The sequence below is a fragment of the Geodermatophilus ruber genome (assembly GCF_900114385.1).
In the GTDB taxonomy this organism is placed as follows: domain Bacteria; phylum Actinomycetota; class Actinomycetes; order Mycobacteriales; family Geodermatophilaceae; genus Geodermatophilus; species Geodermatophilus ruber.
This window is the reverse complement of the sequence record NZ_FOSW01000003.1, coordinates 461,862-481,941: the sequence shown is the minus strand read 5'-3', so window position 1 is coordinate 481,941 and position 20,080 is coordinate 461,862. Positions and strand designations below refer to the sequence as shown.

Annotated in this window: 20 protein-coding genes; 16 read left to right on the top strand and 4 right to left on the bottom strand. The window is 73.0% G+C overall.

Annotated features, from left to right (window positions below):
* The first annotated feature begins 128 nt into the window (after positions 1 to 128).
* The 3 genes from BMZ50_RS07285 to BMZ50_RS07275 all read left to right on the top strand — a co-directional run bounded on the left by BMZ50_RS07285 (position 129) and on the right by BMZ50_RS07275 (position 2,687).
* Positions 129 to 1,151 carry a methionine ABC transporter ATP-binding protein gene (locus tag BMZ50_RS07285; RefSeq protein ID WP_091322614.1) on the top strand — a complete coding sequence of 341 codons (1,023 nt, stop codon included), beginning with the start codon at positions 129 to 131 and terminating at the stop codon, positions 1,149 to 1,151.
* Positions 1,148 to 1,807, top strand: coding sequence for a methionine ABC transporter permease (locus BMZ50_RS07280; protein ID WP_091322613.1), 660 nt, complete (start codon positions 1,148 to 1,150; stop codon positions 1,805 to 1,807). The genes BMZ50_RS07285 and BMZ50_RS07280 overlap by 4 nt, the downstream gene beginning before the upstream one ends.
* 61 nt (positions 1,808 to 1,868) lie before the next feature.
* A complete protein-coding gene (locus BMZ50_RS07275; protein ID WP_091322612.1) occupies positions 1,869 to 2,687 on the top strand; it encodes a MetQ/NlpA family ABC transporter substrate-binding protein in 819 nt (272 codons plus the stop codon).
* A 77-nt stretch (positions 2,688 to 2,764) separates the two neighbouring features.
* Here BMZ50_RS07275 and BMZ50_RS07270 read toward each other — a convergent pair whose 3' ends face one another.
* Entirely contained in the window at positions 2,765 to 4,240 is a 1,476-nt protein-coding gene (locus BMZ50_RS07270; protein WP_091322611.1) for an FAD-binding oxidoreductase, read from the bottom strand.
* A 258-nt stretch (positions 4,241 to 4,498) separates the two neighbouring features.
* Positions 4,499 to 5,908: a selenium-binding protein SBP56-related protein gene (locus BMZ50_RS07265; protein ID WP_091322610.1), complete on the bottom strand. Its 1,410-nt coding sequence runs from the start codon at positions 5,906 to 5,908 to the stop codon at positions 4,499 to 4,501.
* 218 nt (positions 5,909 to 6,126) lie between these two features.
* Here BMZ50_RS07265 and BMZ50_RS07260 point away from each other — a divergent pair, with 218 nt between their 5' ends.
* From BMZ50_RS07260 to frdD, 8 genes are all read left to right on the top strand, one after another.
* Positions 6,127 to 6,789: an ArsR/SmtB family transcription factor gene (locus BMZ50_RS07260; RefSeq protein ID WP_091322609.1), complete on the top strand. Its 663-nt coding sequence runs from the start codon at positions 6,127 to 6,129 to the stop codon at positions 6,787 to 6,789.
* A gap of 32 nt (positions 6,790 to 6,821) precedes the next feature.
* The gene (locus BMZ50_RS07255) at positions 6,822 to 8,201 is read left to right on the top strand and encodes an MBL fold metallo-hydrolase (RefSeq protein WP_218146145.1); all 1,380 of its coding nucleotides are present in this window, start codon (positions 6,822 to 6,824) and stop codon (positions 8,199 to 8,201) included.
* On the top strand, positions 8,198 to 9,550 hold the full coding sequence (locus tag BMZ50_RS07250; protein ID WP_091322607.1) for an MFS transporter: 1,353 nt from the start codon (positions 8,198 to 8,200) through the stop codon (positions 9,548 to 9,550). Before BMZ50_RS07255 ends, BMZ50_RS07250 begins: the two co-directional genes overlap by 4 nt.
* An 87-nt stretch (positions 9,551 to 9,637) precedes the next feature.
* Positions 9,638 to 9,865, top strand: a complete 228-nt coding sequence (locus BMZ50_RS07245) for a hypothetical protein (protein ID WP_091322606.1) — start codon at positions 9,638 to 9,640, stop codon at positions 9,863 to 9,865.
* Complete coding sequence (frdA, locus tag BMZ50_RS07240; RefSeq protein ID WP_218146144.1) at positions 9,858 to 11,612, top strand: fumarate reductase (quinol) flavoprotein subunit; 1,755 nt, start codon at positions 9,858 to 9,860, stop codon at positions 11,610 to 11,612. The genes BMZ50_RS07245 and frdA overlap by 8 nt, the downstream gene beginning before the upstream one ends.
* Before the next feature lie 2 nt (positions 11,613 to 11,614).
* The gene (locus tag BMZ50_RS07235; RefSeq protein WP_091322605.1) at positions 11,615 to 12,364 is read left to right on the top strand and encodes a succinate dehydrogenase/fumarate reductase iron-sulfur subunit; all 750 of its coding nucleotides are present in this window, start codon (positions 11,615 to 11,617) and stop codon (positions 12,362 to 12,364) included.
* Positions 12,361 to 12,750 (top strand): fumarate reductase subunit C, encoded by a 390-nt coding sequence (locus BMZ50_RS07230; RefSeq protein ID WP_091322604.1) that lies wholly within the window; start codon positions 12,361 to 12,363, stop codon positions 12,748 to 12,750. Before BMZ50_RS07235 ends, BMZ50_RS07230 begins: the two co-directional genes overlap by 4 nt.
* Positions 12,747 to 13,103, top strand: coding sequence for a fumarate reductase subunit FrdD (gene frdD / locus BMZ50_RS07225; RefSeq protein WP_091322603.1), 357 nt, complete (start codon positions 12,747 to 12,749; stop codon positions 13,101 to 13,103). Before BMZ50_RS07230 ends, frdD begins: the two co-directional genes overlap by 4 nt.
* Positions 13,104 to 13,202: 99 nt before the next feature.
* On the opposite strand, the gene BMZ50_RS07220 is transcribed toward frdD, so the two are convergent.
* Positions 13,203 to 13,691 carry a single-stranded DNA-binding protein gene (locus BMZ50_RS07220; protein WP_091322602.1) on the bottom strand — a complete coding sequence of 163 codons (489 nt, stop codon included), beginning with the start codon at positions 13,689 to 13,691 and terminating at the stop codon, positions 13,203 to 13,205.
* A 204-nt stretch (positions 13,692 to 13,895) separates the two neighbouring features.
* On the opposite strand from BMZ50_RS07220, the gene recD2 reads away from it, so the two are divergent.
* The 4 genes from recD2 to BMZ50_RS07200 all read left to right on the top strand — a co-directional run bounded on the left by recD2 (position 13,896) and on the right by BMZ50_RS07200 (position 19,120).
* Complete coding sequence (recD2, locus tag BMZ50_RS07215) at positions 13,896 to 16,163, top strand: SF1B family DNA helicase RecD2 (RefSeq protein WP_245753431.1); 2,268 nt, start codon at positions 13,896 to 13,898, stop codon at positions 16,161 to 16,163.
* Between the two features lie 112 nt (positions 16,164 to 16,275).
* The gene (locus BMZ50_RS07210; protein WP_091322600.1) at positions 16,276 to 17,721 is read left to right on the top strand and encodes a DEAD/DEAH box helicase family protein; all 1,446 of its coding nucleotides are present in this window, start codon (positions 16,276 to 16,278) and stop codon (positions 17,719 to 17,721) included.
* Positions 17,718 to 18,767: a PD-(D/E)XK nuclease family protein gene (locus BMZ50_RS07205; protein ID WP_091322599.1), complete on the top strand. Its 1,050-nt coding sequence runs from the start codon at positions 17,718 to 17,720 to the stop codon at positions 18,765 to 18,767. Before BMZ50_RS07210 ends, BMZ50_RS07205 begins: the two co-directional genes overlap by 4 nt.
* A gap of 80 nt (positions 18,768 to 18,847) precedes the next feature.
* Positions 18,848 to 19,120 carry a hypothetical protein gene (locus tag BMZ50_RS07200; RefSeq protein ID WP_091322598.1) on the top strand — a complete coding sequence of 91 codons (273 nt, stop codon included), beginning with the start codon at positions 18,848 to 18,850 and terminating at the stop codon, positions 19,118 to 19,120.
* A gap of 83 nt (positions 19,121 to 19,203) precedes the next feature.
* Here the strand turns inward: BMZ50_RS07200 and BMZ50_RS07195 are convergent, their stop codons facing one another.
* On the bottom strand, positions 19,204 to 19,749 hold the full coding sequence (locus BMZ50_RS07195; RefSeq protein ID WP_091322597.1) for a hypothetical protein: 546 nt from the start codon (positions 19,747 to 19,749) through the stop codon (positions 19,204 to 19,206).
* 112 nt (positions 19,750 to 19,861) lie between these two features.
* Here BMZ50_RS07195 and BMZ50_RS07190 point away from each other — a divergent pair, with 112 nt between their 5' ends.
* Positions 19,862 to 20,041 (top strand): hypothetical protein, encoded by a 180-nt coding sequence (locus tag BMZ50_RS07190; RefSeq protein ID WP_091322596.1) that lies wholly within the window; start codon positions 19,862 to 19,864, stop codon positions 20,039 to 20,041.
* Positions 20,042 to 20,080 lie beyond the last annotated feature (39 nt).

Below are 20,080 nucleotides of genomic sequence, written 5' to 3'. Positions count from 1 at the left end.
GCTCCCTCTGTCGCTGACGTCCCCGCGCCGCCCCGCTCACCGGGGCCGGGTGCCGTCGCGCCGAGATCCTGCGCGACCGCGCAGCCCTGCTGCCCGGCCCGATCCGCTCCCCCCGAGGAACCGCTCCCGTGATCGAACTGCACGACGTCCGCAAGGTGTTCCCTGCCCGGGGACGGTCCGGCGAGGTCGTCGCCGTCGACGGGGTCAGCCTCCGGGTGGAGGCCGGGGAGTTCGCCGGCGTGGTCGGTCCGAGCGGGTCCGGCAAGAGCACCCTGGTCCGCCTGGTCAACCTGCTGGAGCGGCCGACGTCGGGCTCGGTGACCGTGGACGGGCAGGTGCTCTCCGACCTGCCGGACGACCGGGTCCGCGAGGCCCGTCGCTCCATGGGGATGGTGTTCCAGCACTTCGAGCTCCTGGACTCCCGGACGGCCGCGGGCAACGTGGAGCACCCGCTCGAGCTGGCCGGCGTCGGCCGGGCCGAGCGCCGCCGCCGCGCCGCGGAGCTGCTGGACCTCGTCGACCTGGGGGAGCGGGCCGGTGCCCACCCGGCGCAGCTGTCGGGCGGGCAGAAGCAGCGGGTGGCCATCGCCCGGGCCCTCGCGGGCCGTCCGAAGGTCCTGCTGTGCGACGAGGCGACCTCCGCCCTGGACCAGGCGAGCACGACCGGTGTGCTGGACCTCCTGCGGCGGGTGCGCGCCGAGCTGGGCCTGACCGTCCTTCTGATCACCCACGAGATGGCAGTGGTCAAGGCCGTCTGCGACAGCGCCGTCCTGCTCGACCGGGGCCGGGTCGTCGACGGCGGCCGGCTGGCCGAGGTCCTGACGCGGGAGCACTCGCCGCTGGCCGACGCCCTGCTGCCGGCGCCGGCAGCCGACGCCGGCGCCGGGCACGGCGGGGCCCTCGTCCGGGTGACCGTCACCGACCGCGCCCCCGAGACCGTGGTCCTGCAGACCCTGGTCGGGGAGCTGGGGCTGGCGGTGGAGGTCGCCGGAGGTTCGGTCGAGACGGTCGCCGGTGGGCGCTACGGCCGGCTGCTGCTGCGCGTCACCGGCGACCTCGGCCGGCTCGACGGCGCCGTCCACCGGCTGCGGGACGACGGCGTCCTCGTCGAACAGGTGCACGCGGGCGTGGCGGCGGGGGCGGGGCGATGAGCGACTGGAGCCGCGTCTACCCGCAGCTGCTGGAGGCCGCCGGCGCGACCCTGTACATGGTGGGCGTCGCGGCGCTGGTCACGGTGCTGCTCGGCGTTCCGCTGGGGGTGCTGCTGACCGTCACCGCCCCCGGCGGGCTCGCCCCCCGGCCGCTGCTGAACCGGGTGCTGGGGCTGCTGGTCAACCTCGGGCGCGCGCTGCCGTTCATCATCCTGCTGGTCCTCGTCGCGCCCGTCACCCGCGGCATCGTGGGGACGACGATCGGCTCGACCGCGGCGATCGTGCCGCTGACCATCGGGGCCGTCCCCTTCCTCGCCCGGCTCGTGGAGACCAGCCTGCGGGAGGTCGCCCCCGGCAAGGTCGAGGCGGCGCTGTCCATGGGGGCGCGCCGCCGGGACGTCGTCCGCACGGTGCTGCTGCCGGAGGCGCGGCCCTCGCTGATCGCCGGGGTCACCGTCACTGTCGTGGCCCTGATCAGCTACTCGGCGATGGCCGGCGCCGTGGGCGGCGGCGGGCTCGGGGACTTCGCGATCCGCTTCGGCTACCAGCAGTTCCGCACCGACATCACCCTGCTCACCGTCGTCCTGCTGCTGGTCATCGTGCAGGCCCTGCAGTGGGCCGGTGACCGCTGGGCGCGCCGCCTGGCCCACGTCTGACCTGGCCGGTGGCCGCCTGGCCACCGGGACCACCGCACCACCTCGAAGGAGAACCACGTCCATGCGCTCCCGCTCCACCCTGCTCCTGGCCGCAACCGCAGCGACCGCGCTCCTGACCGCATGCGGCGGCGGTGAGGCCGAGCTGTCCGCGGCCGACGAGCCGCTGCGGGTGGGCGCCTCCCCGGTCCCGCACGCCGAGATCCTGCGCTACATCGACGACAACCTTGCTGCCGACGCCGGGCTGGACCTGGAGGTCGTCGAGTTCACCGACTACGTGCAGCCCAACGTCGCCCTCGACGACGGCTCGCTGGACGCCAACTTCTTCCAGACCGTCCCCTACCTGGAGGAGCAGGAGGCCAGCGCCGGCTACGACTTCACCGCACTCGAGCCGGTGCACATCGAGCCGCTGGGCATCTACTCGAACTCGCTGACCGACCTCGCCGCGCTCCCCGACGGCGCCACCGTGGCGATCCCCAACGACCCGACCAACGCCGCGCGTGCGCTGCGGCTGCTCGAGGCCAACGACCTGATCACCCTGGCCGACACCGGGGACGCGGCGCCGACGTCCCTGGACATCGAGGACAACCCCAAGGACCTGCAGGTGTCCGAGGTGGAGGCCGCGCAGGTGCCCCGGTCGCTGGCCGACGTGGACATCGCGGTGATCAACGGCAACTACGCCATCGAGGCCGACCTGGTCCCGGCCGAGGACGCCCTGGTGCTGGAGGAGGCCGAGGGCAACCCGAACGCGAACCTGGTCGTCGTGCGGACCGGTGACGAGGACGACGAGCGGATCCAGCAGCTGGAGGAGCTCATCCGCTCCGACGAGGTCCGCCAGTTCATCGAGGACACCTACGAGGGCGCGGTCATCCCCGCCTTCTGAGCGTCGGCATTGCTGCGCGGGTTTCCCAGCGGGGCAGAGCGACCCCGGCCGTCCGCGCTGCTTGCGGGGGCGGCCCCTCAGCCGCTGGGCTCGGTGACCGAGGTGTCCGTGACCGAGGTGTCCGTGGTGGCCCGCGGCGACGGGACACCGATCGCGGCCGGTTGCGGGGCGATGTTGACGTTGGAGTGGAAGAGGTTGTCCGGGTCCCACTCCGCCTTCAGCGCCGCCAGCCGGCGGTACTTCCCCTCCCCATAGGAGGCCCGCACCCGCTCGGGGTGCGTGTCGTACTCGAAGTTGACGTAGGCGCCGTCGTCCGGCGCGTACGGCCGCAGCGCCGTCCACCCCTCGCGGGCCCACTCCCGCTCGGCGGCGAACGTCTCCGCGTCCTCCGCGACCGCCTCCAGGCTGACCGCCCAGCGCCGGCTCCGCGGGGTACCGAAGGCGGTCGCGTCGTCGGCGACCTCGCGGACCTTCCCACGCAGCGGGAACAGGGGAACCAGGGAGGTCGGGGACTGCTTGCGGGCCACCGCCTGCAGGATGACCCGGATCGCGTCATCGGACAGTTCGTCGAGGTTGAGGGACTTGTCGTACGCCCGGATGCCCCACGGTGCGCCGGCGTCGAGCATCTGTTGCAGGGCCACGTACGGGATCGGCGTCACCAGCTCGAACAGCGCCCCCAGGGCGCGCAGCGGCTCGACGGCCGCGGCGTGCTCCTCCGCGCTGCCCCAACTCACCACCATCACCGCGATCCCGGGGATCCCCTGGTGCTCGACCGGCACGAACGGCTCGGGGGGCGCGGACACCCCCGCGATCAGCGCGCCCATCTCCGGCGTCAGGTCGAACAGGTAGTCCCGGGCGAACGAGAGCGGCCCGGCGGCGTCCTCCGGGCGCCAGAAGAAGAGCCCCAGGTTGGCGAGCGGACTCACCTCCTGCAGGGCGAAGACCAGCTCGGTGACGACCCCGAAGTTGGTGCCGGCACCGCGCAGCCCCCACAGGAGCTCCGGGTGCTCCTGCTCGGACACGCGCACCGTCCGGCCCTCGGCGGTCACGACGGTGGCGGCGACGAGGTTGTCGCAACTGAGCCCCTGCCGGGACATGAGCCAGCCCAGGCCGCCGCCCAGCGTCAGCCCGGCCACCCCGGTGTGGCTGACGGTGCCGCCGGTGACCGCGAGCCCGTGCTCGGTGGTCGCCGCGTCGACGGCTGCCCACGCAGCGCCGCCGCCGACCGAGGCGCGGCGCGAGTCCGGGTCCACCCGCACCTGGTCGAGGCGGGACAGGTCGATCACGACGCCGTCCTCGACGACGGCCTTGCCCGCGTACCCGTGGCCGCCGCCGCGCACGGACAGGTCGAGGCCCTGGGCCCGGGCGAAGGCGATCGCCGCGGCGACGTCCTCGTTCGAGGTCGGCCTGGTGAGGAGCGCCGGCTGGTGGCTGATGTCGCCGTTCCAGAGCGCTTCGGCGCGCGCTCGGGCGAACCCGGCATCGGCCGGCGCCAGCACCTCCCCGCCAAAGGTCGCGCGGAGGGCGGTGATCGCGTCGTCATCCAGGGTCATGGGGATTCCCTCGGGGGAGAACTGCACGCCCCGCTGCTGGAGGCGGAGGAAGGAAGAAGGCACCGTGGCACAGCACACCCGGTTGCGTGATCGCGGAACGGCGCGGCACCGCGCGCCTCCCCCCGCCGCCGTGCGGGTTGTGACGCCGGTGGCGCGGCCTGCTCCGGAGAGCTACGCGCACGTCTCCCTGTGCGGGCCGCCACCGAGTCGGCGGGAGGGGGGCTGCTCCTGCACAGGTCTGCCGCCGCGCCGGCGGGCTCAGCGGTAGCAGTAGGAGTCCGAGGAGGCGTCCCCTCCCTGCAGGCGTACCTGGTGCGCACGCCGTCCGCGGAAGTCCTCGCCGTGTGGGAAGAAGCGCTGGTCGATGTCCAGCCCGCCGGCCGCCGGGTCGGTGTCGATCTTCGCCATCCAGGCCCCGACGCCGTCGGGGTAGAACTGGTCGTCCCAGGCCCCGTACAGGGAGTTGGTGACGTAGATCCGCCGGCCGTCGCGGCTGACCTCCACCATCTGCGGGCCGCCGGCCAACCGCTCCGACGGCGCGGCCGGATGCGCCGCGCGCCGGACGATCCCGCCCAGGTGCGCAGAGCCGACCTCGTGTGGGCTCGCGGGATCCGACACGTCGAACTGCTTCAGCTCACCGGTGCCCCAGCAGGACACGTACAGCATCTGGTCGTCGACGGACAGGTCGATGTCGGTGACCAGCGGCGGCACGGCGCCGAACGGCTGCAGCGCCGGCGGCAGGTCCGCCGGGTCGGCGGGCTCGGCGGGGATCGTGATGATCTCGTCGACCTGCCACTCGGTCCCCTCGCGGTGCCACCGCCACACCGAGGCCGACAGGTCGGCCGTGGAGACCACGACGCCGACGTACCCCCACGTGGCCTCGGGGTCGTGGGAGGGACGCAGTTCCAGTGTCATCTGGTGTTGGGGGCCGAGGTCGACCGTCTGCAGGTTCCGGCCTTCCGCGAGGTCCCAGAAGTGGAGGCGATGTCCGTACTCCTGACCGAGCAGCAGCTCGGGCACCAGGCCGTCCTCGATCATCGAGGGGGTGCCCCACTCGCTGGAGATCAGGGTGTTCTGGTTGAGGTGCCACCAGGCGTCGTAGGCCAGGTACTGCGGCCCCCGGTCGGTCTCCCAGGCCCGGAGGACGTCGAACGTGGTGTGGTCGAGCAACGCGATTCCACCCGGCCCGTCGTTCCCGTCGGCTCCGCCCAGGCAGGTGAGGAAGACGCCGTCCGGTCCGCAGTGCAGCGTGTGCGGGCGGGAGTAGCCGGCCCGCTCCGCCAGCTCCTTCGCCTCGACGGTCTTGTGCAGCCGGGGGGAGCGCGGGTCGGGCTGGGTGTCGTAGACGTGGATGCGGGAGCTGCGCAGGCCTGGCAGCAACAGGAAGCGGCGCTGCAGCCCGTCCTCACCCATGTCGTGCCCCTCGTGCATGAGCGCGCTGGAGCAGGCGTTCCAGCCGAAGTGATGCAGCTCGTTGCCGGTGGTGGGCAGGTCGGCCCAGCCGACCACGGTGCCGTACGCAGCGGAGTTCTCGTCGACGTCGACGACGGCCAGCGCGTCGGGGAGCACACCGGCCCGGTCGAAGGTGACCACGTAGGCGAGCTGCTCGCGTGGTGCGGCGATTGCCTCGGCCGGACTCCGGTAGAACGTCGGGTCGGTGATCGTCATCGGTCCCCCTCGTACACAGCGGCGCAGGAACCGGCGATGCGGTGGGCCGCGCGGGACCGACCCGGCGCAACGCCCGGTGGGTCCCGACATCCTCTCGCCGGGTCCGGTGCTGAGGAAGAGCCTTCGGGGGCGCCCTGCGGCGGAGGTGTCGCACGGGTGGATCAAGTAATCAAACGAATACTTGACAATGCGGCGACCCGAGGGCGACGCTCGCGTTCATGGGCGATCGGGCCGCCAAGGACTCGTTGTTCGACGCGTTCTCCGAAGCGGCGCGCGCACTGGGCAACGGGCGGCGTGCCGAGATCGTGGACGTGCTCGCGCAGGGGGAGCGGTCTGTCGAGGCGCTCGCCGGCGAGGTCGGGCAGAGCCTGGCCAACACCTCCCACCACCTGCGGGTCCTGGCCCGGGCGGGATTGGTGACCACCCGGCGCGAAGGAACACGGATCCACTACCGGCTCGCCGGCGAGGGCGTCGACCGGCTGTGGGCGGCGCTGCGCGATGTCGCCGTCGACCACGTCGCCGGCATCGACCGGCTGGCAGATGCCTACCTGGGGGACCGCACCGAACTGCGCACCGTGGACCGGCGGGAACTCGCCGGCCTCGTCGCGGCGGGCGCGGTGGTCGTCCTCGACGTCCGGCCGCCGGCCGAGTACGCCGCGGGGCACATCCCTGGCGCGCGGTCCGTGCCGCCCCACGAGGTGCAGCGACACCTCGGCACCCTGCCGCAGGACACCGAGATCGTGGCGTACTGCCGCGGCCCGTACTGCGTCTACGCCGACGAGGCCGTACGGGAACTGCGCCGGCACGGCTTTCGGGCGCGGCGGCTGGAGGACGGATTCCCCGAATGGAGACGAGCCGGCCTGCCGGTGGCGGTCGGCTAGTCGGGATCGAACGAGGCCTCGAGGAGGCGACCGTGCGCATCGACGTGACGTCGCTGGTCGACGGCGGGCTGGGCAACAGCGCCTACCTGGTCGACCTCGGCGACGGCCGGGGGCTGGTGGTGGACGCCAGCCGGGATCTCCGCCCGGTGCGCGCCGCCGCCGCCGAGCGGGGGGTGCGGGTGGCCTACGCGGTGGACACCCACCTGCACGCCGACTTTCTCACCGGCGCCGTCCAGCTGGCCGCCGACGACCACGCCCAGGTGATCGCCTCCGCCCGCGGGCACCGGGAGTTCCCACACGTCGGCCTGGACGACGGGGACGAGGTCGACCTGGGCGGACTCCGGATGCGCGCGATCGGCACGCCCGGGCACACCGACGAGCACCTGGCGTACCTGCTCCTGGACGGGCAGGTCCCGGTGGGCGTCTTCAGCGGCGGTTCGCTGATCGTCGGGTCGGCCGCCCGGACCGACCTGCTCGGTGCCGAACGGACCGACGAGCTCACGCGCGCGCAGTACCGGTCCCTGCAGCGGCTGACCAGCTTGCCCGACGACGTCGTCGTATGGCCCACGCACGGCGCGGGTTCGTTCTGCTCGGCGCCCGCGGGGGGCCGGCGCACGACGACCATCGGGGCGGAGAGGGCCGGGAACCCGCTGCTCGCCGCACCCGACGAGGACACGTTCGTCGCGGCGCTGCTGGGCTCCCTGGGCAGCTACCCGACCTACTTCTCCCGGCTGAGCGAGCTCAACCGCCGCGGGCCGGCCGTCCTCGACGTCGCGGCCGCAGGCCGGCTGGCCCCACTGCCCACGCCTGCCGTGCAGCAACTCCGGGACAGCGGTGCCGTGATCGTCGACGTCCGGCCGGTGGCCGACTTCTCGGCCGCGCACATCCCCGGGGCCATCTCGATCCCGCTGCGCCCTCAGTTCGCCACGTGGCTGGGCTGGCTGGTGCCGCCCGGAACCCCGCTGGTGGTCGTGCGCAATCCGGACCAGGACCCCGCGGAGGTCGCCTGGCAGGCCCGCAAGGTGGGCTACGACCAGCTCGCCGGCGAACTCTCCGGAGGCATGAGCGCCTGGCGCGGGGCGGGCGTCGCGACCCGCAGCATCCCGCTGGTCACCGCCGGGCAACTGCCTGACATCGCTACCGGCAACCCGGAGATCCTCGACGTCCGGCAGGACAGCGAGTTCCGGGCCGGCCACCTGCCCGGGGCCCGGCACGTCGAGCTCGGCGCCCTCGCCGGCCGCGCGGCTGGGCTGCCGACTCGCCCCACGGTCGTCATGTGCGGCCACGGAGAGCGGGCGATGGGCGCGGCCAGCCTGCTGGCCCGTGCGGGCAGGACCCAGCTGGCCGTCCTGACCGGCGGACCGCAGGACTGGTCGAGCGCCACGGAACGACCCCTGGCGTCCGGGGCATGAGCGCCGGCGCGAGCGCGCTGGCGGAGGGGGAGGGGGCCACCGGCCTCAGGGCCGCGGCCGGGCGGCCGATCCGTCTCGGGCTGCGGCAGAACGCTGCCCAGTTCACGCTCCTGGTCGCGGTCAACGCCCTCGTCGGCGGGATGCTCGGCCAGGAACGCACCGTGCTTCCGCTCCTGGCCGAGCGCACGTTCGACCTGACCGCGTACACCGCCGTCCTCACCTACATCCTCGCGTTCGGACTGGCCAAGGCGCTCACCAACTACCTGGCCGGCGCCTGGTCGGACCGGTACGGGCGCAAGCCCGTCCTGGTCACCGGCTGGATCGTCGCGGTGCCGGTGCCGCTGTTGCTGATCTGGGCGCCGTCCTGGGGCTGGATCGTCGCCGCCAACGTGCTGCTCGGCATCAGCCAGGGCCTGACCTGGTCGACCACCGTGATCATGAAGATCGACCTCGTCGGCCCCGCACGGCGCGGCCTGGCGATGGGGCTCAACGAGGCTGCCGGGTATCTCGCCGTCGCCGCCACGGCGCTGGCCACCGGCTACCTCGCCGCGGCCTACGGACTGCGACCCGAGCCCTTCTTCCTCGGCATCGCCTACGCCGCGCTCGGCCTGGGCCTGTCGACCCTCGTCGTCCGGGAGACGCGCGACCACGCCCGCCTGGAGGCGCAGACACACCCGGCCCCCGCCGGCGGCCGGAACCACCCCCTGCACGAGCACCTGACGCACGGGCAGGTGTTCGTCCAGACCAGCTTCCGGGAGCCGGCGCTGTCCTCGGCCAGCCAGGCCGGGCTGGTCAACAACCTGAACGACGGGCTCGCCTGGGGGCTGTTCCCCGTCCTGTTCGCCTCCTCCGGACTCGGGATCGGCCGCATCGGCGTGCTGGCCGCGCTCTACCCGGCCGTCTGGGGCCTGGGCCAGCTGATCACCGGCGCGCTGTCGGACCGCTGGGGCCGCAAGCCGTTCATCGTCGGCGGCATGCTGCTCCAGGCCGGGGCACTGGCGACGTTCGCCATGGCCGACACCTTCCCGATCTGGGCGGTGGCCGCCGTGGCCCTCGGTGCGGGCACCGCGATGGTCTACCCCACGCTGCTGGCCGCGATCGGCGACGTCGCCCATCCGGCCTGGCGCGCCCGATCCGTGGGGATCTACCGGCTGTGGCGGGACGGCGGCTTTGCCGTCGGCGCGCTGCTGGCCGGTGTCCTGGCCGACCTCTACGGCATGCGCACCGCCGTCTGGGTCGTCGCCGCGCTCACGGCCGCCTCGGGCGTTCTCGCGGCTGTGCGCATGTACGAGACGCATCGTCCCGCGCCCCCGCCCCGCGGGGCCGCCGCCGGTGACCACCCCACGTGAGCGGGAGCTCTTCACAAGCCGGTGGGTACGGAGCACGCTGGTTCCCGAGGTCGGAGGTCACTGTCCCTGTGCCAAGGGAGGTGGGCCGTGAGTGCAGCCGCCGCCACTTTCGAGCCAAGGCTCGCACCGTGCGGAAACAGGCACGGCGGCGAGCAGTACCTGACCGAGGACCAGCAGGGTCTGGTCACCGAGGACCTGCGGTACTCCTGCGGGTGCCGGAGCAGCAGGGAAGAGTTCCACGACGGCAGCTGCCACCGCATGGTCGTCCACCACAGCGGACGGGTGCTGGCCGACGAGGAGTGGCGAGGTGAGTGACAGCGTCATCCGCGCCGCGCACGACGTCCTGATCGTGGGGGGAGGCGGCGCAGGCCTGCGCGCTGCCATCGCCATCGCCGAGACCAACCCCGGGCTCGACGTGGCCGTGGTGTCCAAGGTCTATCCGATGCGCAGCCACACGGTCTCGGCCGAGGGCGGCGCGGCCGGTGTCATCGCCGACGACGACAGCCTCGACGAGCACTGCTACGACACGGTCTCGGGCAGCGACTGGCTCGGCGACCAGAACGCCATCGAGGCCTTCGTCCGGGAAGCTCCCCGGGAGCTCCTGCAGCTCGAGCACTGGGGCTGCCCGTGGAGCCGGCAGCCGGACGGCCGCATCGCGGTCCGCGCGTTCGGCGGGATGAAGAAGAAGCGCACCTGGTTCGCCGCGGACAAGACCGGCTTCCACATGCTGCACGCGCTGTTCCAGACGTCGTTGAGGTACGCCGAGGTCACGCGGTACGACGAGGAGTTCGTGACCCGGCTGCTGGTCGACGACGGCCGGGTGCACGGCGCGGTGGCGATCGGACTGATGAGCGGGCGGATCCAGGCGATCACCGCGAAGGCCGTCATCCTGTGCACCGGCGGCTGCGGCAAGGTCTTCCCGTTCACCACGAACGCCAACATCAACACCGGCGACGGCATGGCCCTGGCCTATCGCGCGGGCGCGCCGCTCGAGGACATGGAGTTCGTGCAGTACCACCCCACCGGCCTGCCGTTCACCGGCATCCTCATCACCGAGGCCGCCCGCGCCGAGGGCGGCTGGCTGCTGAACAAGGACGGCTACCGCTACCTGCAGGACTACGACCTGGGCACGCCGACACCGACGCCCGAGCTCCGGAGCATGGAGCTCGGCCCCCGCGACCGCCTGTCGCAGGCGTTCGTGCACGAGGTCGAGAAGGGCCGCGCGGCGGACTCGCCCTACGGCCCCGTCGTCCACCTCGACCTGCGCCATCTCGGCGAGGCGCTCATCGACGCGAAGCTGCCCTTCGTGCGCGAGCTGTGCCTCAAGTACGAGCGGATCGACCCGGTGCACGAGCTGGTCCCGGTCCGCCCGGTGGTGCACTACATGATGGGCGGGGTCTCCACCGACATCGACGGCGCGACCCCCCTGGGCGGCCTGTACGCCGCGGGTGAAACCGCCTGCGTGAGCATCAACGGAGCCAACCGGCTCGGCTCCAACTCGCTGCCCGAGTGCCTGGTCTTCGGCGCCCGGGCCGGGCGGGCGGCGGCGGAGTACGCCTCCGCCGCGGGCAGCACGCCGTCCGTCGTCGAGGCGCAGGCGACCGACGAGGTGCGCCGCCTCGAGCGCGACCTCCTCGGCAAGCGGCCGGGGGGCGAGAGCATCGCCGCCGTGCGCGAGGACATGCAGGCCACGATGGAGGAGGCCGCCGGCATCTTCCGGACGGGACCCGCCATGGCCAAGGGCGCGGACACCCTCGCCGAGCTGCAGGAGCGCATCGGGGACGTCGACCTCGCGGACACGAGCCGCTCGTTCAACACCGAGCTCCTGGCCGCCTTGGAGCTGGCCAACATGCTCGACATCAGCGAGTGCATCCTGCAGGCCGGGATGCAGCGGGAGGAGTCCCGAGGGGCGCACCAGCGCACCGACTTCCCCGCCCGCGACGACGAGCGTTTCCTCACCCACCTGCTGGTGCACCGCAACCCCGACGGGAGGTCGCGGATCGAGCACATGCCGGTGACCATCACCCGCTGGGTCCCGGGCGAGCGGGTCTACGGGAGATGACCATGGCGGACAGCATCCGGCTCCAGGTGTCCCGATACCGGCCCGACACCGACGCCGAGCCGCACTGGCAGGAGTACGACGTCCCCCTCCGGAAGGAGTGGACGGTCCTCGACGGCCTCAACCACGTCAAGAACGAGATCGACCCCACCCTGTCGTTCCGCTGGTCGTGCCGGATGGGCATCTGCGGCAGCTGCGGCATGGACGTCGACGGCGAACCCAAGCTGACCTGCGGCACGTTCCTGACCGACTACGAACCGGGGCCGGTCACGGTCGAGCCCCTCGCGAACTTCCCCGTGGTGCGCGACCTCGTGGTCGACCTGTCCGACTTCATGGCGAAGCTCCCGCGGGTCAAGCCCTGGATCATCCGGGACGACGACCACCGGACGGTGGAGCCCGACGTGGAGTACCTCCAGACGCCCGAGGAGCTGGACGCCTACAAGCAGTTCAGCATGTGCATCAACTGCATGCTCTGCTACGCCGCCTGCCCCGTCTACGGGCTCGACCCGGAGTTCATCGGACCCGCCGCCATCGCGCTCGCCGAGCGGTACGACCTCGACTCCCGCGACCAAGGGACGCGGGAGCGGCTCGACGTGCTCATCGAGCACGAGGGCGTCTGGGGCTGCACCTTCGTCGGCGAGTGCACGAGGGTGTGCCCCCAGCACGTGGATCCCGCGGCGGCCATCCAGCGCTACAAGCTGAAGGCGGCGATGGCGACGGTGAAGGCCTTCCTGCTCCCGCGGGGCGGGCGATGACCGAGCTGCGCCTCTACCGCCGCCCTGTCCCGACCTGGTGGTGGATCAGGAAGCGGTCCTACTTCGTCTTCGTGATGCGCGAGCTGAGCAGCATCTTCATCGCCTGGTTCGTGGTGTACCTGCTGCTCCTCGTCTACGCCGTCGGCCGCGGCGAGGCGGCCTACCAGCGCTTCCTCGACTGGGCCTCCTCGCCGTGGGTGACCGTCCTGAACGTCGTCGCGCTTCTCTTCGTGCTGCTGCACACGGTGACCTGGTTCACCCTCACGCCCCAGGCGATGGCGGTACGGGTGGGGGGCCGGAGGGTGCCCGCCGGGCAGATCATCGTCGGGCAGTTCGTCGGCCTGGCGCTGGTCTCCGGGTTCGTGTTCTGGCTGGTGACCGGATGACCAGGCGGCGGGTCGAGCCGCTCGTGTGGTTGATGTTCAGCGCCGGCGGGGTGCTGGCGGCGGTGCTCCTTCCGAGCCTGGTTCTCCTGTTCGGGCTGGCTTTCCCGCTGGGCTGGCTCACCCCGCCGGACCATGAGCACCTGCTCGCCGTGGCCGGACACCCACTGACCCTCGTGGTCCTCCTGGGCGCGTTCGTGCTGCTGCTGGTGCACAGCGCGCACCGCTTCCGGTACACGCTGTACGACGGGCTCCAGGTCAAGAAGAAGCGGACCGTCGCGGTGCTCTGCTACGGCACGGCGACCGTGGGCTCGGCCGCCACGCTCGCCGTGCTCTGGGCAGCCGCCCAGAGATGATGAGGGGTGGGTGCGGCCGGACGGGTCCGCCGACACGGCGGTGAGCGTGTCGGCGGACCCTCCTCTCTCACGGGGGTGCTGCGTGCGCGGTGGTGGAGCTCAGAAGGGCGGCTCCTCGCTGGCGCCACCGACCGGCGTCGCCCAGGGATCGGGGGAGCTGCCCCGCCCGGTCCCAGCGCCGCCGTCTCCAGCACCGATCCCGCCGCCGGAACCATGTCCGGAACGGGCGGCCTTGGAGACAGTCGCCGTCGCGTAGCGGAGCGATGGGCCGATCTCGTCGACCTCCAACTCGATGACGGTGCGCTTCTCGCCCTCCTTCGTCTCGAAGGAGCGCTGCTTGAGGCGGCCCTGTGCCATCACCCGTGAGCCTCGGGTCAGCGACTCCGCGACGTTCTCCGCTGCCTCCCGCCACACGCTGCAGCGCAGGAAGAGCGCCTCGCCGTCCTTCCATTCCTGGGTCTGGCGGTCCAGGGTGCGCGGGGTGGACGCGATGGTGAAGCTGGCGACCGCCGCGCCCGAGGGTGTCCAGCGGAGCTCGGGGTCGCTGGTCAGGTTGCCGATGAGGGTGATGACTGTGTCGCCGGCCATGATCCGGTCCTCCGTGTTGTCGGTGCATCGCTCGGGTGAGCAACTGGAGGCTAGGGAGACCTGCTGACAGTTCCGGGCTCGTCGCCCGGTCGGAGCAGGAGACCGTCCGGTCCCTGCCCAGGGCCAACAGCTGAGGGCCGCAGGGTGTCCCCGGACGGTGTGATGATCGGTCGTCGGACCGACTGCGTCAGCGAGGGAGGGCGGGTGCGAGAGGGGCAGACCGGGGCGGTTCTGGAGGCGACGCTGGAGCGGATCACGTTCGCCAACGCCCAGACCGGCTACACCGTGGCCCGGGTGGAGACGGGGCGGGGCGGTGACCTGGTCACCGTCGTGGGGTCGCTGCTGGGCGCGCAACCGGGGGAGACGCTGCGGCTGCGGGGACGGTGGGGAGCACACCCCCAGTACGGCAGGCAGTTCCAGGTCGAGGACTACACCACCGTGCTGCCGGCCACGGTGCAGGGCATCCGCCGCTACCTGGGCTCGGGGTTGGTCAAGGGGATCGGCCCGCGGCTGGCCGAGCGGATCGTGGACCACTTCGGGACAGACGCGCTGCGGGTGATCGAGGAAGAACCGGGACGGTTGATCGAGGTGCCGAATCTGGGCCCGAAACGCAGCCGGCTGATCACTGCGGCCTGGGAGGAGCAGAGGGCCATCAAGGAGGTGATGGTCTTCCTGCAGGGGGTGGGCGTGTCGACCTCGCTGGCCGTGCGCATCTACCGCCAGTACGGCGACGCCTCGATCGGCGTCGTCCGCGCCGAGCCCTACCGCCTGGCCGCCGAGGTGTGGGGCATCGGGTTCAAGACCGCCGACGCGATCGCCGCCGCGGTCGGGATCCCGCACGACAGCACGGAGCGGGTCGAGGCGGGGCTGCAGTTCGTGCTCTCCGAGGCGACCGGGCAGGGGCACTGCTTCCTCCCGGAGACCGATCTGGTCGCCCGGGCGGTCGAGATCCTGCAGGTCCCGGCGAGTCTGGTGGGTCACTGCCTGGTCCTGCTCGTCGCCGAGCAAGGCGTGATCCGCGAGGAGCTTCCCGGTGCGGACGAGGAGCCCCCGACGGTGGGGTACTACCTCGTCCCCTTCCACCGGGCGGAGGTCTCCCTGGCCGCGGGGCTGAGGAGGCTGGCGACCGCCGACGTCGACCGGATGCCGGCCTTCGCCCGTGTGGACTGGGACGCCGCGCTGGCCTGGCTGCATCGGCGCACCGGCGTGGAGCTGGCGCCCGGCCAGCAGGAGGCGGTGCGCCTGGCGCTGACCGAGAAGGTCGCCGTCCTCACCGGTGGTCCCGGCTGCGGCAAGAGCTTCACGGTGCGCTCGATCGTCACGCTCGCGGCGGCCAAGGGCGCGCGGGTCGTGCTGGCGGCCCCCACCGGCCGGGCGGCGAAGCGGCTGACCGAGCTGACCGGCGTCGAGGCGGTGACCGTGCACCGGCTGCTGGAGCTGCGGCCCGGTGGCGACGCCGCGTTCGACACGGAGCGGCCGTTGCCGGCCGACCTGGTCGTGGTCGACGAGTCCTCGATGCTGGACCTGCTGCTGGCCAACAAGCTGGTGCGGGCCGTCCCGCCGGGGGCGCACCTGCTGCTGGTCGGTGACGTCGACCAGCTGCCCTCGGTCGGCGCGGGGGAGGTGCTGCGCGACCTCCTCGCCGAGGGCAGCCCCATCCCGCACGTGCGCCTGGCGCAGGTCTTCCGGCAGGCCAGCCGGTCGGGGGTGGTGACCAACGCCCACCGGATCAACGCCGGGAGCCCGCCCCAGGTCCGCGGTCTCGACGACTTCTTCCTGTTCAGCACCGACGATGCCGAGGAGGCCGCCCGGCTCACCGTCGACGTGGTGGTGCGCCGGATCCCGGCCCGCTTCGGCCTCGACCCCCGCCGCGACGTGCAGGTGCTGACCCCGGTGCACCGCGGGCCGGCCGGCGCCGCCGCGCTGAACGAGCTGCTGCAGGAGGCGCTCACCCCGGCCCGGTCCGACCGCGCCGAGAAGCGATTCGGCGGGCGGGTGTTCCGCGTCGGGGACAAGGTCAGCCAGATCCGCAACGACTACGACAAGGGCGCGAACGGGGTCTTCAACGGCACGCAGGGCGTCGTCACCGCCATCGACGGTGTCGAGCAGAGCCTCACCGTCGTCACCGACGAGGACGAGACCATCGACTACGACTTCGCTGAGCTCGACGAGCTGGTGCACGCCTACGCCGTCACGGTCCACCGCTCCCAGGGCAGCGAGTACCCCTGCGTCGTCATCCCGCTCACCACCAGCGCCTGGATGATGCTGCAGCGCAACCTGCTCTACACCGCCGTGACCCGCGCCAAGCAGCTCGTCGTCCTCGTCGGCTCGTCGAGGGCTCTCACCCAGGCCGTGCGCGCCACCGGCTCCGGACGCCGGCACACCTCCCTCGCCCACCGCCTCCGCAGCCGGCCGTGGTGCTCGGCCGGTTCCGCCGAGAGCGAACGTCGACGCGCCGAGTCGGCTGCCTGACCTGCAGTTTCACGACGGCTGGCGGATGTGCTTGTGCCGGACGCCCGTTTCTGTCAGAGCCCGGTCGTAGCTTTCGGGTCGACATCTTCCCCATGTCGGCAAGGAGCACATCATGGCCATGGCTGGCCTCAAGACCCGCAAGCCCACCGGTCGCGTCCCGTGGCCGTGCATCCTCCTCGAGGGCGAGGAGAAGGCGGGCAAGAGCTGGGCACTGGCCCAGTTCAGCACCAGCGACCGGATCGGCGCCCTGTACTGGATCGACCTCAACGAGGGCGCCGGCGACGAGTACGGCGCCATCCCCGGCGCGAACTACCAGCTGATCGAGCATGACGGCTCCTACGCCCAGGTGCTGGGCGCCGTCCAGGCGGTCAAGGCCGAGGCGCGCCGCGCGGCCGACGCCGGCGAGCCGCCGGTGGTGCTCGGCATCGACACCGGCTCGGCGATCTGGGACGGGCTGAAGGACTGGGCCAGCGCGCGGGCGGCGACGTCGGCCCGCAACCGCGAACTGCTCAAGCGCGACCCCAACGCCGAGATCGTCATCAGCCAGAACCTGTGGAACGACGCCGGCGCCCGCTGGCGCAAGCTGCAGACCGAGCTGCTCACCTTCCCCGGCATCGTCGTCGTCACCGCGCGCGGCAAGGAGGTGACCGAGGTCGACGCCAACGGTCGCCCGATCGAGGGGCAGAAGACCTGGTCGGTGCAGACCCACCGGGAGTTCCCCTACGCGGCGACGGTGTGGGTGCGACTGCGCCGCGGGCGCCGACCGCTGATCGTCGGCGCACGCAGCGTGCACGTGGGCATCAAGCCGAACGACGACCCGGCCAAGGAGGTCACCGACCGGGCGGCCAACGGCCGGCTGCTGGAGTGGCTGGTCTTCGACGCCCTGAAGTGCGACCCGGGCACCGCGCACGTCCGGGATCTCGTCCCCTTCCACGGCGGCGGGCTGCTCGAGCACGAGCGGGCGGAGGAGGCCCGCGCCGGCCGGGCGAGCCGGCGGAGCGAGCCGGACGTCGCCGAGCTGGCCGCCCGGATCCAGGACGCCGAGAACGACGACGACCTGCGCGAGATCTGGGACGAGGCCAACCGCGGCGCGCTGCTGCAGGTCGACGTCCCGACCCCCGGCGGCTCGTACACCGTCGCGGAGCTGGTCCGGGCCCGGCACGAGGAATTCCTCGAGGCGGGCCTGGAGGCGCACCCCGCCGGTCGCCGCAAGGCCCCGGCCACTCCGCCCGCTCCCACGACGCCCGCCGCGGTGGTCGAGGCCGCCCGGGCCGCCGCCGCGGCTGCTGCTCCGGCCACCGAGGGGGCGCCCACGCCGGCGAACCCGCTGCTGGAGGCCTCGCCGACCCCGGACGACCCGCGGGAACGCCGGCTCACCGCAGCCCGCCGAGGCGTGCTCGCCAGCCTGGAGACCCTCGGTGTGACCGGCGAGCAGATCGCCGAGCGGTTCGGCCGGCCGGTCGAGCACGTGGCGACCAAGCGGCTGACCGCGCTCGTCCGCGAGGTGATCGCCACCCAGCGGGCCGGTCTGGCGGGGCAGCAGGAGATCGTCGCGTGACCGCAGTCCTGCCCGCTCGCCCCAGCGCCGCCGAGCGGCGGGCCGCGCCCAGCCTGGCTGCGGCGGTCCGCGACCTCGACCGCCGCCGGGCCCGTTCCCGCCAGCGGATGATCGGCGCCTCCGAGCTCGGCGAATGCCGACGCCGGGCGGCCTACCGGGTCGCCCGGCGCCGGCCCACCAACACCCGCACGGGGCTGCAGGCGTTCCTCGGCACCGAGCTGCACCGCGGGGTGCTGCGCGCCCTGCGCCGCCAGTACGGCGGGCTGACCGAGGTCGGGCTGAAGGGCGAGCAGGTCAGGGGCCGCTGCGACTGGTGGCACACCCCGGTCGTCGAGGACCTCAAGACCACGTCCCGGTTCGGCTTCGAGCGGGTGCTCACCCGCGGGGTGCCGGCCAAGCACTGGTTCCAGGTCGCCGTCTACGCCTGGCTGCTGCGCACCGGACAGGTCCGCGACCGGCGGCTCCCGGCCGGCACCGGGCAGGAGGTCGACGGACTGCGCCTCCGCTACCTCTCCCGCGACTCGGGCGAGGACGTCGTCTTCGAGGCCGACCACGACCCGGCGCTGACGGCCGAGGCCATCCTGTGGCTCACCGACGTCTACGCCACCGTGGAGGAGGAGGGGGTCGACGCCGTCCCCCGCGACGGGTTCGGGCCCGGCGTGGACACCATGTGCGACTGGTGCCCGTTCCTGGACCTGTGCTGGGGCCCGCCCGTCGACCCGGAGACCGAGGGCGACGTCTCCCGCCAGTCCCGCCTGACGGTCACCGATCAGGACTACGTCGAGGCCGTGCACGACTACGACGCCTGGCGGGCGGCCGAGAACGAGGCCAGGCGCCACAAGGAGTACGCACGGGAGCGGTTGCGCGGCCGGTCCGGTCCGGCGGAGGACCTGCACTGCGAGTGGTCGGGTGGCGGCCTTCGTACGCAGGTCGACAAGGAGGCCGCGGTGGAGCGGCTGGCCGAACTCGGTGAGGTCGTACCCACCCGGCGGATCCGCAGCCCGCAGACGATCCGGGTCACGCGGAACGGCACCGGGCACGACTGAACCCATGACCGCGGCGACCGCCCCTGCGGGGGACGAATCCCGGGGCCGGTCGTCCGATCGGCCCCTGTCGGGAGGCACCCATGACGACCGTCTCGACGATCAACCTTGCCGCCGGGAAGCTGGTCCTGACCAGCGACGTCGTCGGCACGGACTTCGGTCTGCCCCTGGTCCGGCCGACCAGGACCAGACAGGGCAGCCAGGTCCGGGTCGTGCGCTCACGCTGCCGGGCCCACGGGGGAGTCGTCGTGTGGTTCACCGACGGCACCAAGACCCCGCCGCTCCACGGGCGCACGAGCTGGATCCTGGCCGAGGCCGAGCCGGGGGCGCCCGCTCCCTCACGCGTTGTGGCATGACAGGGAACGTCCGTCACGACCCCATCGGACCGGTCGACGGCCCTCCTGCTCGCCCACCGGGGCACGCCCGGGGCGGGGACCGGTCAGTACGTCTCCCGGCGCGTCTGCTGCTCGTACTCGACGGCGGCCTGCAGCCCCTCCACCGTCACCTGGGCCTCCATCTCCAGTCCGCCGAAGGTCTCCTCCACCAGCGCCAGCCGCTCCCACCAGGCCTGCACCGTGCTCGGATCGGTCAGGTTCGACGGCTGCAGGGCCAGCAGTCCCCGGATCGACGCGTCGGTCGCCTCCAGCACACCGGAGTCGTCGTCCGGAGACCGTGCCCGCGCCGCCCAGAACACCTCCGCCCACAGCGCGGCGACGCCGTCGCTGCCGGACGGCGGCACCGTCGGCGGAAAGGCGCGCCGCCGGTCCCCGGCCACCGCTACGAGCCGCAGCGTCAGCAGTTGGCGGACCCGTCGCAGGAACTCCGGCGCCACGGCGATCCGCGCCCGCTCCGACGGGGCGGCGATCATCCGCTCGTACGCCGCAGTCACCTGCTGCCCGGCCCGCTGGGTGCGGTCCCACAGCTCGGAGCCCGTCAGCTCCGCGCGGGCGCCGGGCGCGCTCCCCGCGTCGAACCCATCGGTCACGCTCCGGAACGCTAGAGCCCCCTGCCGACTCATCCCGGCCGACCCGCCCCGGCCGCCCAGTGACGTCCACCAGCGATCCCCGGCTCCGGTACGGGCGCGCTCGGCCGCGACCGTGGTGAACGGCACCGTCGGTGCGGCGCCGGCCGGCAACGGGGCAGCTCCCGGTGGGGTGGTCGAGCGGAGCAAGCCCGGTGGGGTGGTCACGACCCCCGGCGGTGCGCCCACGAAGGCGCTGCGCGAGGCAGCCGTGTACCTCGCCGGCTACCGCCAGGAGGCGGAGCCGGACGGCTGATGCATTCCCACGCGCGGCCCATGTCGACGGCGAGATCGC

What these genes read in the sequence shown, in the direction of transcription:
- BMZ50_RS07280 (WP_091322613.1), top strand. Translation starts at nt 1,148, where the DNA reads ATGAGCGACTGGAGCCGCGTCTACCCGCAGCTGCTGGAGGCCGCCGGC.
- BMZ50_RS07275 (WP_091322612.1), top strand. Translation starts at nt 1,869, where the DNA reads ATGCGCTCCCGCTCCACCCTGCTCCTGGCCGCAACCGCAGCGACCGCG.
- BMZ50_RS07270 (WP_091322611.1), bottom strand. Translation starts at nt 4,240, where the DNA reads ATGACCCTGGATGACGACGCGATCACCGCCCTCCGCGCGACCTTTGGC.
- BMZ50_RS07265 (WP_091322610.1), bottom strand. Translation starts at nt 5,908, where the DNA reads ATGACGATCACCGACCCGACGTTCTACCGGAGTCCGGCCGAGGCAATC.
- BMZ50_RS07260 (WP_091322609.1), top strand. Translation starts at nt 6,127, where the DNA reads ATGGGCGATCGGGCCGCCAAGGACTCGTTGTTCGACGCGTTCTCCGAA.
- BMZ50_RS07250 (WP_091322607.1), top strand. Translation starts at nt 8,198, where the DNA reads ATGAGCGCCGGCGCGAGCGCGCTGGCGGAGGGGGAGGGGGCCACCGGC.
- BMZ50_RS07235 (WP_091322605.1), top strand. Translation starts at nt 11,615, where the DNA reads ATGGCGGACAGCATCCGGCTCCAGGTGTCCCGATACCGGCCCGACACC.
- BMZ50_RS07230 (WP_091322604.1), top strand. Translation starts at nt 12,361, where the DNA reads ATGACCGAGCTGCGCCTCTACCGCCGCCCTGTCCCGACCTGGTGGTGG.
- frdD (WP_091322603.1), top strand. Translation starts at nt 12,747, where the DNA reads ATGACCAGGCGGCGGGTCGAGCCGCTCGTGTGGTTGATGTTCAGCGCC.
- BMZ50_RS07220 (WP_091322602.1), bottom strand. Translation starts at nt 13,691, where the DNA reads ATGGCCGGCGACACAGTCATCACCCTCATCGGCAACCTGACCAGCGAC.
- BMZ50_RS07210 (WP_091322600.1), top strand. Translation starts at nt 16,276, where the DNA reads ATGGCCATGGCTGGCCTCAAGACCCGCAAGCCCACCGGTCGCGTCCCG.
- BMZ50_RS07200 (WP_091322598.1), top strand. Translation starts at nt 18,848, where the DNA reads ATGACGACCGTCTCGACGATCAACCTTGCCGCCGGGAAGCTGGTCCTG.